General features: G+C 70.7%; 16 protein-coding genes and 1 riboswitch. Of the genes, 10 read left to right on the top strand and 6 right to left on the bottom strand.

Features of this window, described 5'->3' with window-relative positions; all coding sequences use genetic code 11:
* Window positions 1-6 precede the first annotated feature (6 nt).
* Both ACZ6R6_RS46800 and ACZ6R6_RS46795 read left to right on the top strand, forming a co-directional pair.
* Window positions 7-1,044, top strand: a complete 1,038-nt coding sequence (locus tag ACZ6R6_RS46800; protein WP_470103728.1) for an ABC transporter ATP-binding protein — start codon at window positions 7-9, stop codon at window positions 1,042-1,044.
* Window positions 1,028-2,041 (top strand): ABC transporter ATP-binding protein, encoded by a 1,014-nt coding sequence (locus ACZ6R6_RS46795; RefSeq protein WP_470103727.1) that lies wholly within the window; start codon window positions 1,028-1,030, stop codon window positions 2,039-2,041. Before ACZ6R6_RS46800 ends, ACZ6R6_RS46795 begins: the two co-directional genes overlap by 17 nt.
* Before the next feature lie 67 nt (window positions 2,042-2,108).
* Here ACZ6R6_RS46795 and ACZ6R6_RS46790 read toward each other — a convergent pair whose 3' ends face one another.
* The 4 genes from ACZ6R6_RS46790 to ACZ6R6_RS46775 all read right to left on the bottom strand — a co-directional run bounded on the left by ACZ6R6_RS46790 (window position 2,109) and on the right by ACZ6R6_RS46775 (window position 5,092).
* A complete protein-coding gene (locus ACZ6R6_RS46790; protein WP_470103725.1) occupies window positions 2,109-2,498 on the bottom strand; it encodes a hypothetical protein in 390 nt (129 codons plus the stop codon).
* Window positions 2,499-2,625: 127 nt separating this feature from the next.
* A complete protein-coding gene (locus tag ACZ6R6_RS46785; RefSeq protein ID WP_470103723.1) occupies window positions 2,626-3,810 on the bottom strand; it encodes a lipid-transfer protein in 1,185 nt (394 codons plus the stop codon).
* Window positions 3,807-4,211 carry a Zn-ribbon domain-containing OB-fold protein gene (locus ACZ6R6_RS46780; RefSeq protein ID WP_470103721.1) on the bottom strand — a complete coding sequence of 135 codons (405 nt, stop codon included), beginning with the start codon at window positions 4,209-4,211 and terminating at the stop codon, window positions 3,807-3,809. Before ACZ6R6_RS46780 ends, ACZ6R6_RS46785 begins: the two co-directional genes overlap by 4 nt.
* Window positions 4,212-4,288: 77 nt before the next feature.
* Window positions 4,289-5,092 carry an SAM hydrolase/SAM-dependent halogenase family protein gene (locus tag ACZ6R6_RS46775; protein ID WP_470103719.1) on the bottom strand — a complete coding sequence of 268 codons (804 nt, stop codon included), beginning with the start codon at window positions 5,090-5,092 and terminating at the stop codon, window positions 4,289-4,291.
* A 143-nt stretch (window positions 5,093-5,235) separates the two neighbouring features.
* Between ACZ6R6_RS46775 and ACZ6R6_RS46770 the strand changes: the two genes are divergently transcribed.
* From ACZ6R6_RS46770 to ACZ6R6_RS46760, 3 genes are all read left to right on the top strand, one after another.
* Window positions 5,236-5,538: a DUF3263 domain-containing protein gene (locus ACZ6R6_RS46770; protein ID WP_470103717.1), complete on the top strand. Its 303-nt coding sequence runs from the start codon at window positions 5,236-5,238 to the stop codon at window positions 5,536-5,538.
* 101 nt (window positions 5,539-5,639) lie between these two features.
* Entirely contained in the window at window positions 5,640-6,413 is a 774-nt protein-coding gene (gene otsB, locus ACZ6R6_RS46765; protein WP_470103716.1) for a trehalose-phosphatase, read from the top strand.
* A 35-nt stretch (window positions 6,414-6,448) separates the two neighbouring features.
* The gene (locus tag ACZ6R6_RS46760; RefSeq protein ID WP_470103714.1) at window positions 6,449-7,054 is read left to right on the top strand and encodes a hypothetical protein; all 606 of its coding nucleotides are present in this window, start codon (window positions 6,449-6,451) and stop codon (window positions 7,052-7,054) included.
* On the opposite strand, the gene ACZ6R6_RS46755 is transcribed toward ACZ6R6_RS46760, so the two are convergent.
* Window positions 7,041-8,198: an MFS transporter gene (locus ACZ6R6_RS46755; RefSeq protein ID WP_470103712.1), complete on the bottom strand. Its 1,158-nt coding sequence runs from the start codon at window positions 8,196-8,198 to the stop codon at window positions 7,041-7,043. The two genes, ACZ6R6_RS46760 and ACZ6R6_RS46755, sit on opposite strands and share 14 nt — an antisense overlap.
* Window positions 8,199-8,272: 74 nt before the next feature.
* Window positions 8,273-9,697 carry an alpha,alpha-trehalose-phosphate synthase (UDP-forming) gene (locus ACZ6R6_RS46750; protein WP_470103710.1) on the bottom strand — a complete coding sequence of 475 codons (1,425 nt, stop codon included), beginning with the start codon at window positions 9,695-9,697 and terminating at the stop codon, window positions 8,273-8,275.
* A gap of 101 nt (window positions 9,698-9,798) precedes the next feature.
* Between ACZ6R6_RS46750 and ACZ6R6_RS46745 the strand changes: the two genes are divergently transcribed.
* The 5 genes from ACZ6R6_RS46745 to ACZ6R6_RS46725 all read left to right on the top strand — a co-directional run bounded on the left by ACZ6R6_RS46745 (window position 9,799) and on the right by ACZ6R6_RS46725 (window position 14,773).
* On the top strand, window positions 9,799-10,356 hold the full coding sequence (locus tag ACZ6R6_RS46745) for an RNA polymerase sigma factor (protein WP_470103708.1): 558 nt from the start codon (window positions 9,799-9,801) through the stop codon (window positions 10,354-10,356).
* 352 nt (window positions 10,357-10,708) lie between these two features.
* On the top strand, window positions 10,709-12,109 hold the full coding sequence (locus ACZ6R6_RS46740; RefSeq protein ID WP_470103706.1) for a S1 family peptidase: 1,401 nt from the start codon (window positions 10,709-10,711) through the stop codon (window positions 12,107-12,109).
* A gap of 418 nt (window positions 12,110-12,527) precedes the next feature.
* Window positions 12,528-12,668, top strand: a riboswitch (SAM riboswitch).
* A gap of 14 nt (window positions 12,669-12,682) precedes the next feature.
* The gene (gene thrC, locus ACZ6R6_RS46735; protein WP_470103704.1) at window positions 12,683-13,945 is read left to right on the top strand and encodes a threonine synthase; all 1,263 of its coding nucleotides are present in this window, start codon (window positions 12,683-12,685) and stop codon (window positions 13,943-13,945) included.
* Between the two features lie 23 nt (window positions 13,946-13,968).
* Window positions 13,969-14,244, top strand: a complete 276-nt coding sequence (locus tag ACZ6R6_RS46730; RefSeq protein WP_470103702.1) for a MoaD/ThiS family protein — start codon at window positions 13,969-13,971, stop codon at window positions 14,242-14,244.
* A 328-nt stretch (window positions 14,245-14,572) separates the two neighbouring features.
* Entirely contained in the window at window positions 14,573-14,773 is a 201-nt protein-coding gene (locus ACZ6R6_RS46725; RefSeq protein WP_012895270.1) for a cold-shock protein, read from the top strand.
* The last annotated feature ends 445 nt before the right edge of the window (window positions 14,774-15,218 follow it).

Raw genomic sequence — 15,218 nt, 5'->3', positions numbered from 1 at the left:
GGACCTGTGAAGAAGACGTCAACGTCGGTGCTGCCCGCCGGGGGAGCCCTGGGTGACGAACCCCTGCTCTCCGTCGACGACCTGCACGTGGAGTTCGTCACCAGACAGGGCGTCGTCAAGGCGGTCAACGGGGTCAGCTACTCGCTGAACCCCGGCGAGACGCTCGCCGTGCTCGGCGAGTCGGGCTCCGGCAAGTCGGTGACCGCCCAGGCGATCATGGGCATCCTCGACATGCCGCCGGCCCGCATCCCCCGGGGCGAGATCCGCTTCCGGGGCACGGACCTGCTCAAGCTGACCGAGGAGGGCCGCTCCCAGGTCCGCGGCCAGCGGATCTCGATGATCTTCCAGGACGCGCTCTCCGCGCTGAACCCGGTCTTCACCGTGGGCTCGCAGATCGGAGAGATGTTCCGGGTGCACCGGGGCGCCTCCCGGCGTGACGCCGAGAAGAAGGCCGTCGAGCTGATGGACCGGGTCCGCATCCCCGGCGCCAGGCAGCGGGTGCACGACTACCCGCACCAGTTCTCCGGCGGCATGCGCCAGCGCATCATGATCGCGATGTCGATCGCGCTCGATCCGGAGGTGCTGATCGCCGACGAGCCGACCACGGCGCTCGACGTGACGGTGCAGGCCCAGATCATGGAGCTCCTGGCCGAGCTGCAGCGCGAGAGCAACATGGGCCTGATCCTGATCACCCACGATCTCGGCGTGGTGGCCGACGTGGCCGACAAGATCGCGGTCATGTACGGCGGGCGGATCGTGGAGAACGCCCCCGTGCACGACATCTACCGGGCCCCCGCCCACCCGTACACCAAGGGCCTGCTGGACTCGATCCCCCGGGTCGACCAGAAGGGCCAGGAGCTGTACGCCATCAAGGGCATGCCGCCGAACCTGCTCGCGATGCCCTCGGGCTGTGCTTTCCACCCCCGGTGCCCCTACCGTCAGGACAACTGCGTCACCGACGCGCCGCCTCTCCACGAGATCGGCTCGACACGCAGCAGCGCCTGTCACTACTGGAGGGAGGTCCTCGATGGCAGCCACGGGTGAGCCGATCCTTGAGGTCCGCGACCTGGTCAAGCACTTCCCGCTGAACCAGGGCATCGTCATGAAGAAGCAGATCGGTGCGATCAAGGCCGTGGACGGGGTCTCCTTCGACCTGCGGCGCGGCGAGACGCTCGGCATCGTCGGCGAGTCCGGCTGCGGCAAGTCGACGCTGGCCAAGCTCCTGATGGCGCTGGAGCGGCCGACCTCCGGCTCGGTGAGGATCAACGGCCGGGAGATCGCCCAGGCCAGGGGCGGCGAGCTCAAGCGGGTCCGCCGCAACATCCAGATGGTCATGCAGGACCCCTACACCTCGCTGAACCCCCGGATGACCGTGGGCGACATCATCGGCGAGCCGTACGAGATCCACCAGGACGTCGTCCCCAAGGGGGACCGCCGCCGCAAGGTGCAGGAGCTGCTGGAGGTCGTGGGCCTCAACCCCGACCACGTCAACCGCTACCCGCACCAGTTCTCCGGCGGCCAGCGCCAGCGCATCGGCATCGCCCGGGGGCTGGCGCTCCAGCCGGAGATCATCGTCTGCGACGAGCCGGTGTCGGCGCTCGACGTGTCGATCCAGGCACAGGTCATCAACCTGCTGGAGCGGCTGCAGAACGAGTTCGGCCTCGCCTACGTCTTCATCGCCCACGACCTGTCGGTGGTCCGTCACATCTCCGACCGGGTCGGTGTGATGTATCTGGGCAAGATGGTCGAACTCGGCAAGGACACCGAGATCTACGACCGCCCCGCCCACCCCTACACCCAGGCGCTGCTGTCGGCGGTGCCGCTGCCCGACCCGGAGGGGCGCGAGCGGCGCGAGCGGATCATCCTCCAGGGTGACCCGCCGTCCCCGGCCAACCCGCCGTCGGGGTGCCGCTTCCGCACCAGGTGCTGGAAGGCGCAGGACATCTGCGCCGAACAGGAGCCGCTGCTGCAGATCCGGCCGGGCACCGCGCACGCCAGCGCCTGCCACTTCGCCGAGACCCATGACGTGGTGCACGTGTAGAAGGGCCTGAAAGCAGAAGGGCGTCGCCCCCACATTTCACATGTGGGGGCGACGCCCTTCGCGTTCACTACAGGATGTCGACGCCGATGCCGCCGATGCCGACGAGACCGCCGATGCCGACTCCGTGGCCGACTCCGCTGCCGCTGCTGATCACGTTGTTGCTGCCGAGGACGCCCGGACGGACGCCGCCGCCGTAGACCCCGCCGCCGTAGACCCCGCCGCCGTAGACGCCGCCGCCGTAGACGCCGCCGCCGTACGAGTACGCGCCGACGCAGGGAGAGGCCGCCACGTAGGTGGCCGTGCAGCTGTACGTCGGGACCACGACCGGGGTCGAGACGACGCCGACGCCGCAGCAGTCCGCGGACTTGGCCGCGGACGTGGAGGCGGAGGCGGCGGCGGCGGGCGCGAGGATGGCGATACCGGCGCACGCGGAAGTGATGAGAAGACGACGAATCATGTGTTGTTCCCCCCCGTAAGGAAACCGCGGCAGTGTCCGGACTTGGAACGTTCTGTCTGCGCGCGGCTACTCAACGTAACGGGAGCGACACTATCCACCGCCATGCTTTGTGGCGGTGCCGAGAAGGTCAGGTTGTGGCAATGATCGCGGAGCCGTGACCGAACAAACCTTGGTTGACTGCCAGCCCGACCCGCGCCCGGTCCACCTGGCGCGCCCCCGCCGTGCCCCGTAACTGCCAGGTGAGCTCGCAGACCTGCGCGATGGCCTGGGCGGGGACGGCCTCGCCGAAGGAGGCGAGCCCGCCGGAGGGGTTGACCGGGATCCGGCCGCCGAGCGAGGTGTCCCCGGCGCGCAGCAGCTTGCCGGCCTCGCCGGGCGGGCACAGGCCGATCTCCTCGACCCAGTCGAGCTCCAACGCGGTGGACAGGTCGTAGACCTCGGCGAAGGACAGGTCGCCGGGGCCCAGGCCGGCCTCCTCGTAGGCGGCGTGGGCGATGGAGGCGCGGAAGGTCCGCTCGGGGGGCGGCACCGCGGCGGTGGAGTCGGTGGCGAAGTCCGGCAGTCCGAGCACGGTGCCGGGGAAGGACGGCGTCACGGTGGAGACGGCCGCGAGCCGTACGGGGCCGCGCGCGCCGTGGCGGCGGGCGAAGTCCTCCGAGGCCAGCACCAGCGCGGCGGCGCCGTCGGAGGTGGCGCAGATGTCCATCAGCCGCAGCGGATCGGCCACCATGGGAGAGTCCAGCACCTGTCCGGCTGTGACGGTTCTGCGGTAGCGGGCGTTGCCGTTCAGGGAGCCGGCGAGGGCGTTCTTGACCTTGACGGCGGCGAAGTCCTCGGCGGTGTCGCCGTACAGGGCCATCCGCCTGCGCGCGTAGAGCGCGAAGTACGCCGGGTTGGTGGCACCGAGCAGCCGGAACCGGAGCCAGTCGGGGTCGTCCGGGCGGTCGCCGCCCACCGGCTTGAAGAACCCCTTGGGCGTGGAGTCGGCGCCGACGACCATCGCCACGTCGCAGAGCCCGGCGAGGATCCGGGCGCGGGCGATGTCGAGGGCCTGGGCGCCCGAGGCGCACGCCGCGTAGCAGGACGCGATCCGCGCGCCGCTCCACCCCATCGCCTGGGCGAACGTCGCGCCGGCGACGAACCCCGGATAGCCGTTCCTGATCGTGCCGGCGCCCACCACGTACTGGACGTCGGTCCAGGCCAGGTCCGCGTCGCGCAGCGCGGCCCGGGCGGCGGCCACGCCGTACTCGGTGAAGGGCCGTCCCCACTTCCCCCAGGGGTGCATCCCGGCACCCAGCACGACGGCGCTCACGGCCTGCCCCACATCCACACCGGCGGGCCGTCGGCGAGCGGGCCCCAGGTCAGCTCCAGCTCCATGCCGACGTGCAGTTCCTCCACGGTCAGGTCCTTGACCTGGCCGAGCACGACGATCCCCTCCTCGGCCAGCTCCACCGCCGCCAGCGTCACCGGCGTGTACGGCTCGGCCGCCACGAACGGCGCGGGGGGCGGGTAGCAGGCGTTGGTGTAGGACCAGACGGTGCCCCGGCGCGAGAGTCGCGTCTCGGCCAGGTTCTCGCCCGCGCAGCGCGGGTTGGGGCAGAACCCCGTCCGGGGCGGGAAGCAGACGGTCCGGCAGTCGGCGCAGCGGGTGCCGAGCAGATGCGCGGTGCCGCCGTCCACGGTGAACCAGCCGTCGATCACGGGTGCGTCCATAGCAGGATATTACACAAGCGCTTGCTAGGTAACATCCCCAAGGGGGGACGGGTGCCGCGCTTCGGGGGCGCCGTGCTTCAGGGGGCGGGTGACAGCCGCACGTGGGCGCCCGGGGGGAGGCCCAGCCGCTGGGAGGCGTCACCGGAGTTGACCGCCAGCGCGACCAGCCCCGCCGAGTCGGTGAAGGCGACCAGCTCTCCGGGGGCCACCGCGGCGTACGTCTCCCGGAACGGCACCGAGATCTGCCTGCGGCCCAGCCAGATCGCCAGCGTGTCGCCCGGCCGCACCCCCAGCGTCACCAGGTCGCGGGCGCCGACCGACAGCTGGGTGTTGCCGTAGCGGTCGACCGACAGCACCTCGCCCTCCACCACGCCCTCGCGCACCAGCGAGGTCGGCGTGGGCAGCGAGACCAGCCGCTCCAAGGAGATCTCCGGCCCCAGCTCGGCCAGGCTCCGCCCGACCGTCAGGTGCGCCGCCACGGGGGCGAAGACGTCACGCCCGTGGAAGGTCGGCGAGACCGGTTTCCTGAAGAGATCCTCGTTGGTCAGCTCGTATGCCGCCCTCGCGCCGCCGCTGGCGTGGACCGCCCATGACAGCACGCCGTTGTCCGGGCCGAGGAACACGTGACTGCCGGCCTCGACCGCCACGGCCCGGCGCGAGCCGCCGCCGGGATCCACCACGGCGATGTGCACGCCGGCGGGCAGATAGGGGATCGTCTGCGCCAGAATCGCCGCGGCCCGCCGTATGTCGCCGGACGGGACCAGATGGCACACGTCGATGATCCGCGACTCCGGCGAGATGCCGACGATCACGCCGTGGCAGGCGGCGACGTAGCCGTCCTCCAGGCCGTAGTCGGTGAGAAGAGTGATGACAGAGGTCACATCTGGTGACTGTACGTCTCCGCATCCGCTGTGAACAGCCGGAAATGCATGCGTCGTAAACAGCCCGAAATTCCCGACTATCCTGGCAGCGGGCCGTGCGCCCGCGGTGTGACCACCGCGTGCCCGACCGAGGAGGACAGCCAATGGACACTGCGCCGATCCCCGGTGACAGTGCTGCCCAGGAGCCGGCCCCGCGGGCTCTCACCGACCGGGAGCGGGAGCTTCTCGCCTTCGAGCGCCAGTGGTGGCGCCACGCGGGCGCCAAGGAGCAGGCCATCCGCGAGACCTTCGACATCTCGGCCACCCGCTACTACCAGCTCCTCGGCGAGCTCATCGACAGGCCCGAGGCGCTCGCCCACGATCCGATCCTGGTCAAGCGCCTGCGCCGGCTCCGCGAGACCCGCCGGCGCGACCGCGCCGCCCGGCGGACGGGCTTGCGCCCCTGATCCGTGGGTAAGGCCAGACAGACAAGCAGCCGGGCCGACCCCTGGAGGACGAGCCACATGGGCCAGGCAGGACGGCGGAGCCGACGAGGAGCCGAGCGAGCATGACCGTGGACACCCCCGACGGACTGCGGGCGATCATCGACGACCCCGCGGGGGCGGTGATCGGGCTCGACTTCGACGGCACGCTCTCCCCGATCGTGTCCGACCCGGCGGCGGCCAGGATCCACCCGGACGGCCCCGCGACGCTGGCCAGGCTCGGTGGGCTGGTCGGCGCCGTGGCGGTCGTCACCGGCCGCCCGGCCGCCACGGCCGTCGAGTACGGCTCCCTGGCCGGGGTGCCGGGGCTGGTGGTGCTGGGCCACTACGGCCTCGAACGCTGGGAGGCGGGCACGCTCACCGCGCCGCCTCCCCACCCCGGCCTGGCGCGGGTCCGGGCGGAGCTGCCCTCGCTGGTCTCGCGCTTCGACGGGGCCGTGATCGAGGACAAGGAGCGGGCGGTGGCCGTGCACACCCGGCGGACCGCCGAGCCGCAGGCGGTGCTCGACGCGCTGCGCGAGCCGGTCGCCAAGCTGGCGGCCGAGGCGGGGCTGACGGTCGAACCGGGCAAGTTCGTGCTGGAGCTGCGGCCGCCCGGGACGGACAAGGGGATCGCGCTGAGCGCCTTCCTGCGGGAGCGGGGGGCGCGCTCGGTGCTGTTCGCCGGCGACGACCTGGGAGACCTGGCGGCCTTCGCGGCCGTGCGCGCCTCAGGGCTGCCGGGGGTGACGGTGTTCAGCGGCTCGGCCGAGCTGGCCGTGGAGGCCGACATCGTGGTGGACGGGCCCGGCGGGGTGATGGAACTACTCGGCTCGATCTCCGATGCCATTGAGAGTTAAGTCATCGGCAAGTCGCGGCGGATAGCTTTCGCGGCATGAGAAAGACCGTTCACGCCCTTGCCGCGCTGGCCGGCGCCGCCATGCTCGCCGTCCCGGCGATCGCCTCCGCCTCGACCACGTCCGCCTCGACCACGTCCGCCTCCGCGTCGGCCACGCAGACCCTGTCCTTCCGGGGGATGAACCTGACGATCCCCTCCGGCTGGGAGGTGTATCGCGACGGCGACCGGGTCAAGGTGATCACCGGGGCGTGCGGCAAGCCCTCGGCCGGCTACTTCACCCCGAAGTGCGACGCCTTCTGGATCTTCGGCCCGAAGGTTCTGAAGTACGGCCACGAGGGGTTCTCCGCCTACACGCCCGAGCAGCCCTTCTATCCCGCCAGCGACGTGCAGGCCTGCCCCTTCAACGGCAAGCACGGCCAGGTCCTCGGCAAGGCCACCGCCGTCGGCCTGCGCCAGGTCGGCCCCGGGCACAAGGCCAACTACCGGTCCTGGTTCGGCCGGTGCGTCAAACACAGCAACGGCGAGCAGACCGCCACCTTCGACCAGCGCGAGTGGTATCTGCCCAAGTCCAAGATCCTCGTGGTGGACGTCTGGAACACCCCCGGCCTGGCGGACACGCTGAGGCACGCTAGCTGGAGCTGACCAGGACCCCGCCGACGGCCAGCCCGACCAGGACGGGGACCATCACGAACGCCCACCGGATGCCGAAGCCGTCGGCCAGCGCGCCGAGCAGGAGGGGGCCTATGCCGACCGCGAGGCCGGCGAGGACGGAGGCGATGGCCGTGGCCTGGTCCGGCCGTCCGCCGGAGGCGTCCAGCACGCGCGACAGGGCCAGCGGGAAGTGCAGCGAGACCCCCAGCCCGGACAGGGCCAGGCCCGCGTAGGAGAGCACGGGGTCGCGGCTCAGCCAGAACAGCGCCCAGCCGGTGGCGGTGAGCACGAGGGCGCCGACGAGCAGGGCCGGGGGCCGCACCCACAGGGCCAGCCGTGCCCCGGCGAAGCGGCCGGCCGCCAGGCCGGCGGTGAAAGCGGTCAGCCCGGTCGCCGCCACCGCCGCCGACAGGCCGGTCCGGTCGGCGAAGAGCTTCGCCGCCCACAGGTTGAAGCAGAACTCCAGCGCGACGCAGCAGAACAGCACGGCCCCCGCGACGTGGAAGCGCCAGCCGAGGCGCGCCCCGCCCTCCGGGCCGGGACGGACCTCGGCACCGGCGCGCTCGGGGATCCAGACGCGGCCCATGGTCAGTGCGAGCAGCACGGTCAGGACCGGGGTCATCAGCAGCGCCGCCCGCCAGCCGAGCGCGGTCTGCGCGGCGGAGGCGATGACGAACGGCGCGGCGATGCCGACGCACACCCCGACGGCGTTGGCCTCGCTGATCGCCGCCGCGCCCGCCGGGCCGTGGTGGTCGCTGAGCGCGGCCATGCCCGCGTAGAGGGTGATCGACGCCATCCCGCTGGCGATGCCGTACCCGAGCAGGGTGACCGGCAGCGCGGTGCCCGCCATCACCAGCAGCACGCCGGCGTTCATCCCGGCCAGGCCCGTCCAGGTGACGGCCCGGCGGCCGATCCTCCTGGTCAGCCAGGGCAGCGCGAGCCCGGTGAGGATGCTGCCGACCGCCATCGCGGTGCCGTGCAGCCCGGCGACCGCCTGTGACACCCCCTGGTCGATGCGGAGCATGGGGAGGGCGGCGCTGAGGCCGTACAGGTAGGTGGCGAAGACGCCGAGCTGCAGGTAGACGAGCCAGGTCGCGCGATCGCGGGTCAGCCGGACGGGCGTGATCGCGGTCAACTGGCTCCCCTGGGCAGGCGGCGGATCGAGACTTCCATGGGGACTATCTCATGACGGGCCGGACATTCCGAGGCTCATTTGAGGGCGGCGAGCTGGTCGGAGAACCAGCGGTGCGGGGGGAGCGCGGTGGCGGCGGCGGCCAGGAGGGCGCCCCGGCGGGCGCGCTCGTCCTCGGGCATGACCAGGCCCTCGTGGAGGGCGGCGGCCGTGGCCGAGACGTCGTAGGGGTTGACCAGGAGAGCGTGCTCGCCCAGCTCGGCGGCGGCGCCGGCCTCGCGGGACAGGACCAGCGCGCTGCGCGGCGACAGGACGGGGCCCTCCTTGGCCACCAGGTTCATGCCGTCGCGGATCGGGTTGACCAGCAGCACGTCGGCCAGCCGGTAGGCGGCCAGCGAGCGCGGGTAGTCGTCGTGCACGTTGAGGATCACCGGGGCCCAGTCCTCGGTGGCGTACTCGTCCTCGATCTCCTGGGCGCAGCGCTGCACCGCCGCGGTGTATTCGCGGTATTCGGGAAGATCGTGCCGGGAGGGGTAGGCGAAGGCGAGGTGCACGACCCTGCCGTGCCACTCGGGGTGGGCCGCCAGGAACTCCCGGTAGGCGGTCAGACCCCGGACGATGTTCTTGGACAGCTCGGTCCGGTCGATCCGCACGATCAGCTTGCGGTCGCCGACCTGCTCGCGGAGGGCGGCCATGTGCGACTCGACGTCGGGTTCGCAGGCCCGCGCCCAGAGCGTCTCACCGTCCACGCCGAGGCCGTGCACGCCGATCCGGGTGGTCCTGCCGCCGTGGGTGACGGTATGGCCGGCGCGGTCCACCTCCGCGCCGAGCACCGTCTCGCAGCAGTCCATGAAGGCCCCGGCCCAGCGCGCGGTCAGGAACCCCGCGTGGTCGGCGCCCAGGATGCCTTCGAGCAGCTCGATCCCGACGCCGTCGGGGAGCAGGTTGAAATACTCCGGCGGCGCCCACGGGGTGTGCGAGAAGTGGGCCACCCGCAGGTCGGGCCGCTCGCCCCGCAGCATGGCCGGGACGAGGGTCAGGTGGTAGTCCTGGACCATCACCCTGGCGCCGTGCGCCGCCTCCTCGGCCAGCGCCATCGCGAACGCCTCGTTGTACGTCTGGTAGGACTCCCACTCGCGGCGGAACCTGGCGTCGAAGAGCGGCCTGTTGGGGGTGTCGTACAGGAGGTGGTTGACGAACCAGAGAGTGGAGTTCGCCACCGCGTTGTAGGCCCGGTGGAAGATCGTCGGGGGGATGTCGAGCATCCGCACCGCCCCGGTGTCGTAGCCGGCGTGATCGAGCCGGCCGCCGGGCGCCAGCCGCGCCGCGCTGCGGTCGCCGTCGGACAGCGCGGCGCAGACCCAGAGCATGTTGAGACCCTTGGCGACCTCCGCCAGCCCCGACACCAGGCCGCCTCCGCCCCTGCGCATGCTCAGGGAGCCGTCCTCGGAGAGCGTGAACGAGACGGGACCGCGGTTGGAAGCCACCAGGATCGCGTTCATCAGACCCCCTCGCCTAGGGACATGCTTGTCCCGAAGGTTAACCAAACATAACCCTCGACCGTAGGATGTCGAGCGACTGTGACCGGTGATGGGGGCCCTTGATGGCGCTGGACGAGACGACCGAGGAACTGGCCCGCCTGGCCGCCCGGGGTGACCACCGCGCGCTGGGTGAGCTGCTGAAGCGGATCGAGCCGGACGTGCTCCGCCACTGCGGGCGCATCCTGCCCTACCGGCAGGACGCCGAGGAGGCCTCCCAGGACACGCTGCTGGCGGTGGCCCGCAACATCGGCCGCTTCGAGGGGCGGGCCCGGTTCACCACCTGGCTGCACATCGTGACCGCCAACTGCGCCCGGACCACCTACCGGTCGCTGAAGCGGCGCTCGGCCGAGCAGAGCTCCGACGAGCTGCCGCTGCAGAAGCCCGACGTCGCCCGGGTGAGCGTGATCGCCGGATCCCGGCTGGACCTGCTCGACGCGATGGAGGCGCTGGAGGCCGACAAGCCGGAGCTGGCCCAGGCGCTGGTGCTGCGCGACATCTGCCAGCTCGACTACAACGAGGTGGCCGAGCAGCTCGGCATCCCGCTCGGCACCGCCAAGTCCCGCATCCACCAGGCGCGCAAATACGTCCAGAGCGCGCTGGGCGACGCCTACGGCTTCTGATCCCGACGGGTCGGCGGCGGATCCGGAAACGGCCGAGCCGGTCACGGCGCTCCTTCCCGGGGGCCGCCTGAAACCGCTTCCCGGGGGCCGCCTGAAACCGCCGCCCGCGTGGCGCGCGGCTTTCGCGGCCTTGATCGGCAACGGCTGGATTAAGGTGGCGTTGCCCACATCGCATGATCACTCTGTGATACGAGGCGCTCTCCCCCCTCATGCCTGAAAGCCGAGGTCGAGGAGAGACCCCATGTCCCGCAGACATGCCGTTACCACGGGATGCGTCCTAACGATCACCGCACTTACCCTGGCCGCCGTGCCGGCCGGCGCCGAACGCCAGGCAGCAGGGATCCCGGCCCCCATGGCCGCCGCAACCGCGCTGAAGCCGCCGCCGGGCATGCTGGAGGCGCTCCAGCGCGACCTCGGGATCAGCAAGGAGCAGGCCCAGGCCCGCCTGCTCAACGAGGCCCGCCTGACCCCGATCGCGGCGCAGCTGAGCAGGAGGCTCGGCGACCGCTTCGGCGGCACCTGGCTGCGGGGAAACAGCGCGCAGAACCTCGTGGTCGCCACCACCAGCGCCGACGACATCCCCGAGGTCCTCGCCGCGGGCGCCCAGGCCGAGATCGTCACCAGATCGCTGGCGGAACTGGCCACGATCAAGAAGAAGCTCGACCAGACCCTGCCCGCCAAACCGCTGGTGTCCAGCGCGCGCTACGTCGACGTCAAGCGCAACAAGGTGGTCGTCCTGGCCCCGAAACCGGACGAGGCCCAGAACGTCGTCGAGAGCGCCGGCGTGGACACCGGCGCGGTGCTCGTGCTGCCCTCCACCGAGGTCCCCCAGCCCCTGTACGACCTGGTGGGCGGCACCGCCTACTACATCGGCACCACCAGCCGCTGCTCGATCGGCTTCCCCGTGGTCAAGGGCACCCAGAACGGCTTCGTCACCGCCGGCCACTGCGGCACGACCGGCGCCACCACCACCGGCTTCAACCGCGTCGCCCAGGGCGTCTTCCAGGGCTCCAGCTTCCCCGGCAACGACTACGCCTGGGTCGCGGCCAACGCCAACTGGACGGCCACCCCGAAGGTGGACAACGGCGAGGGCGGCACCGTGCCCGTCGCCGGCGCCCGGGTCGCCATCGAGGGCGCCTCGGTCTGCCGGTCCGGCTCCACCACCGACTGGCACTGCGGCGTCATCCAGCAGCGCGACGCCAGCGTCACCTACCCCCAGGGCACCGTCTACCAGCTGACCCGCACCAACGTCTGCGCCGAGCCCGGCGATTCGGGCGGCTCCTTCATCTCCGTCGACCAGGCCCAGGGCGTCACCTCCGGCGGCTCGGGCGACTGCAGTTCGGGCGGTACCACCTACTTCCAGCCGATCGGCGAGATCCTCACCGCCTACGGCCTGTCGCTGAGGACCACCGAGGGCAACCCGCCGCCGCCGACCACGGGCACCTGCACCGGCTACCCGAGGACCCTGACCGGCACCCTGCGCAACGGCCAGACCGTCTACCAGCCGAACAACCTGTACTACCGGGCGACCGTCACCGGTCTGCACACCGCCTGCCTGGACGGCCCCGTCGGCGTCGACTTCGACCTCTACCTCGAGAAGTGGAACGGCCGGTCCTGGCCCACCGTCGCCTCCTCCGACGGCGCGGGGCCGGACGAGAAGATCAGCTACACCGGCACGGCCGGCTACTACCGCTACCGCCTGGTCTCCGCGGCCGGCTTCGGCCCCTACACCCTGGGCTACAAGACGCCGTAACCCGCTCCCGGTCCCACCACGCCACGCCGATCCTCGACCGCGTTCCGGGGCGGGGCGCGGATCGTCGTGAGGGCCGAAGGGAGGACGGAGCTCCCGCCGGGCAGGCGATCGTCGGAGAACGTGAGCCTGGCGAGGGGCTCCGCCGGCCGCCCGTGGTGACACGGGACGTACGGCGGTGCCGTGGCGTCAACCGCTTCACCCGGCTCACGAAGGCGATCCCGGCACCGTGGCCGGACGGCCCGGCGGCGGGTGGGCGTTCGGAGGGGGGCGCGTCCCACGGCCGGCGATCCCGCTGGTCCCGGCGGGAGCTGTCCGCCAGGTAACACATTACATCTCAAAAAATGAGACGGTTGGTCAGGATGGAGGCAAGCCGGGGTAGAGTGCGTAAGACCTGCTCGCCAGGTTCCAACTGAATATTTGCTCATCCAGAGGGGTGGAGGGACCGGCCCTGCGAAGCCCCGGCAACCCTCCCGGTTCAAGACTCGTGATCTGACGAGGTCGGCCGGGACAGGTGCCAATTCCGGTCTGCGGCCAGGGTGGTCGCAGACGAAGATGAGGGAAAGGCCTCGCTTCATGGCGCTCGCAAGCACTGAAACCACCACCTCGCTCGACTTCGGCCCCGCCGCGGCCCTGTCCTGCCGCGAATGCGGCGCCCGCTACGACCTCGGTCCCAGCTTCGCCTGTATCGAGTGTTTCGGGCCCCTCGAGATCGCCTACGACTTCGGGCGCGTGACCCGGGAGCGGATCGCCGAGGGGCCGACGAACATCTGGCGCTACCGCTCGCTGCTGCCCGTCCCGGCGGACGTGGCCGCCAAGCCCAACATGGCGCCCGGCTGGACCAAGCTCGTCAAGGCCGACAACCTCGCCCGTGAGCTGGGCATCCGTTCGTTGCACGTGAAGGACGACTCCGGCAACCCCACCCACTCCTTCAAGGACCGCGTGGTGGCCATCGCGGTCGAGGCGGCCCGCAACTTCGGCTTCCATACCCTGTCCTGCTCCTCCACCGGCAACCTGGCCGGCGCGGTGACCGCGGCCGCCGCCCGAGCCGGGCTGGACGCCTGCGTGTTCATCCCCGCGGACCTGGAGCAGGCCAAGATCGTCATGGCGTCGGTCTACGGCGGCAAGCTCGTCGGCATCGAGGGCACCTACGACGACGTCAACCGCTTCTGCTCGGAGCTCATCGGTGACGAGCTGGGCGACAAGTGGGGCTTCGTCAACGTCAACCTCCGGCCTTACTACGCCGAGGGCTCCAAGACGCTGGCCTACGAGATCGCCGAGCAGCTCGGCTGGCGGATCCCCGACCAGATCGTCATCCCGGTCGCGTCCGGCTCCCAGCTCACGAAGATCGACAAGGCGTTCAAGGAGCTGATCGCGCTCGGCCTCGTCGAGGACAGGCCATACAAGATCTTCGCCGCCCAGGCCGAGGGCTGCTCCCCGGTCTCCGCCGCCTACAAGGCGGGCCACGACGTGATCCGCCCGGTCAAGCCGGACACCATCGCCAAGTCGCTGGCGATCGGGAACCCCGCCGACGGCCCCTACGTGCTGGACATCGCCCGGCGCACCGGCGGCGCCGTGGAGGACGTCACCGACGCCGAGATCGTCGACGCGATCCGGCTGCTGGCCAGGACCGAGGGGATCTTCGCCGAGACCGCGGGCGGCGTCACCGTCGGCGTGCTGCGCAAGCTGGTCGCCTCCGGGCGGCTCGACCCCGAGGGCGAGACCGTGGTCCTCAACACCGGTGACGGCCTCAAGACCCTCGACGCGGTGGCGGACCAGGCGCGTCCCACCGCAGTCATCCGGCCGTCTCTTGACGCATTCCGTACGGCTATCGCCTAGAAACTTGTGAAAGGGACTGAATAATGAGCGTTTCTGTGCGGATTCCGACGATTCTCCGGACCTACACCGGCGGCTCGGCCGAGGTGGCCGCGGAGGGGGAGACCCTCCGGGAGGTTCTGCAGAAGCTCGATGCGGACTACCCCGGAATCGGCGCCCGCATTCTCGATGAAACGGGCAAGATCCGGCGTTTTGTCAACGTCTATGTCGGGGATGAGGACGTCCGTTTCGCCGACAATCTCGACACGGCCACGCCGTCCGGCGTCCAGATCTCCATCATTCCGGCGGTCGCGGGGGGTTGACCCCCGGCGCCTCCGCGCGCCCACCCCGCCTCTCCACGACACCCGCACGCGGCCCGGCCGCGTGCGGGTGTCGTGTTTCGCGGGGCAGATCGTCGCTGCTGACCTGGAGATATGATGCAATTTTTAACCAATTAATCGTACCGGCAAAACTCTGCTCCGCCCCTGAATGCGTATGTAAAGGGGTAGTTTGCTGATTGACTCTGTTGCCCTATGGTGTCCCACAGGTATGGTCGAGAACGATCGACGTAGGCGATGTCTACGCCTCGGAGATTGAGGGCTTCGCGAGAGGAATGGGCGGCGTCCTCAAGTCCAGTAAGAGGAGTCAGAAGTGGCGCAAGGCACCGTCAAATGGTTCAACGCGGACAAGGGCTACGGCTTCATCGCGGTAGACGGTGGTAAGGATGTGTTCGTCCATTACTCCGCGATCATGATGGATGGCTATCGTGCGCTCGAGCAGGGCCAGCGGGTCGAGTTCGAGATCACTCAAGGCCAGAAGGGCCCCCAGGCGGAATCCGTCCGGGCGGTCTGACGTACCCCTTTCCGTCCATTCGTCGGGAAATGTCGGCGGATCCCGCGGCAGCGCAGTCCGCGTGGATCTTCCGACAGGTCGGCCCGGCTCGCCGCGCAGTCGGTGGGCCGGGCCTTCGCCGTTAAGGCGGGACCTCGCTCTAAGCTGGGTGCAGGTCAGGGCCCCACAGCTTGCACTCGGCAGGGTAGAGTGCTAAACAGTTCGTTGGCACTCCCTGTTGGAGAGTGCCAACCCTGGATCGAGACGATGGGACCCGCCGAACGGAGTCGCGGGTCCACATGCCGTCGCGGGCGTCGGCTCGATCTGGTGCAAGCCACCCTGCGTTTGGGAGGTCTAGCCGTATGGCAGCCAAGATGATCGCGTTTGACGAGGACGCCCGGCGCGGTCTCGAGCGCGGTATGAACCAGCTCGCGGACGCCGTCAAGGTGACCCTCGGCCCCAAGGG

The organism is Streptosporangium sp. NPDC048886 (assembly GCF_055586905.1).
The sequence above is the reverse complement of the archived record's forward strand: the minus strand, read 5'-3'. Positions and strand labels throughout refer to the sequence as shown.

Excerpts from the sequence above, each read along its gene's own strand:
- ACZ6R6_RS46740 (WP_470103706.1), top strand. The coding sequence starts at position 10,709 with ATGGCCGCCGCAACCGCGCTGAAGCCGCCGCCGGGCATGCTGGAGGCG.
- thrC (WP_470103704.1), top strand. The coding sequence starts at position 12,683 with ATGGCGCTCGCAAGCACTGAAACCACCACCTCGCTCGACTTCGGCCCC.
- ACZ6R6_RS46770 (WP_470103717.1), top strand. The coding sequence starts at position 5,236 with ATGGACACTGCGCCGATCCCCGGTGACAGTGCTGCCCAGGAGCCGGCC.
- otsB (WP_470103716.1), top strand. The coding sequence starts at position 5,640 with ATGACCGTGGACACCCCCGACGGACTGCGGGCGATCATCGACGACCCC.
- ACZ6R6_RS46790 (WP_470103725.1), bottom strand. The coding sequence starts at position 2,498 with ATGATTCGTCGTCTTCTCATCACTTCCGCGTGCGCCGGTATCGCCATC.
- ACZ6R6_RS46760 (WP_470103714.1), top strand. The coding sequence starts at position 6,449 with ATGAGAAAGACCGTTCACGCCCTTGCCGCGCTGGCCGGCGCCGCCATG.
- ACZ6R6_RS46750 (WP_470103710.1), bottom strand. The coding sequence starts at position 9,697 with ATGAACGCGATCCTGGTGGCTTCCAACCGCGGTCCCGTCTCGTTCACG.
- ACZ6R6_RS46795 (WP_470103727.1), top strand. The coding sequence starts at position 1,028 with ATGGCAGCCACGGGTGAGCCGATCCTTGAGGTCCGCGACCTGGTCAAG.
- ACZ6R6_RS46780 (WP_470103721.1), bottom strand. The coding sequence starts at position 4,211 with ATGGACGCACCCGTGATCGACGGCTGGTTCACCGTGGACGGCGGCACC.
- ACZ6R6_RS46730 (WP_470103702.1), top strand. The coding sequence starts at position 13,969 with ATGAGCGTTTCTGTGCGGATTCCGACGATTCTCCGGACCTACACCGGC.
- ACZ6R6_RS46745 (WP_470103708.1), top strand. The coding sequence starts at position 9,799 with ATGGCGCTGGACGAGACGACCGAGGAACTGGCCCGCCTGGCCGCCCGG.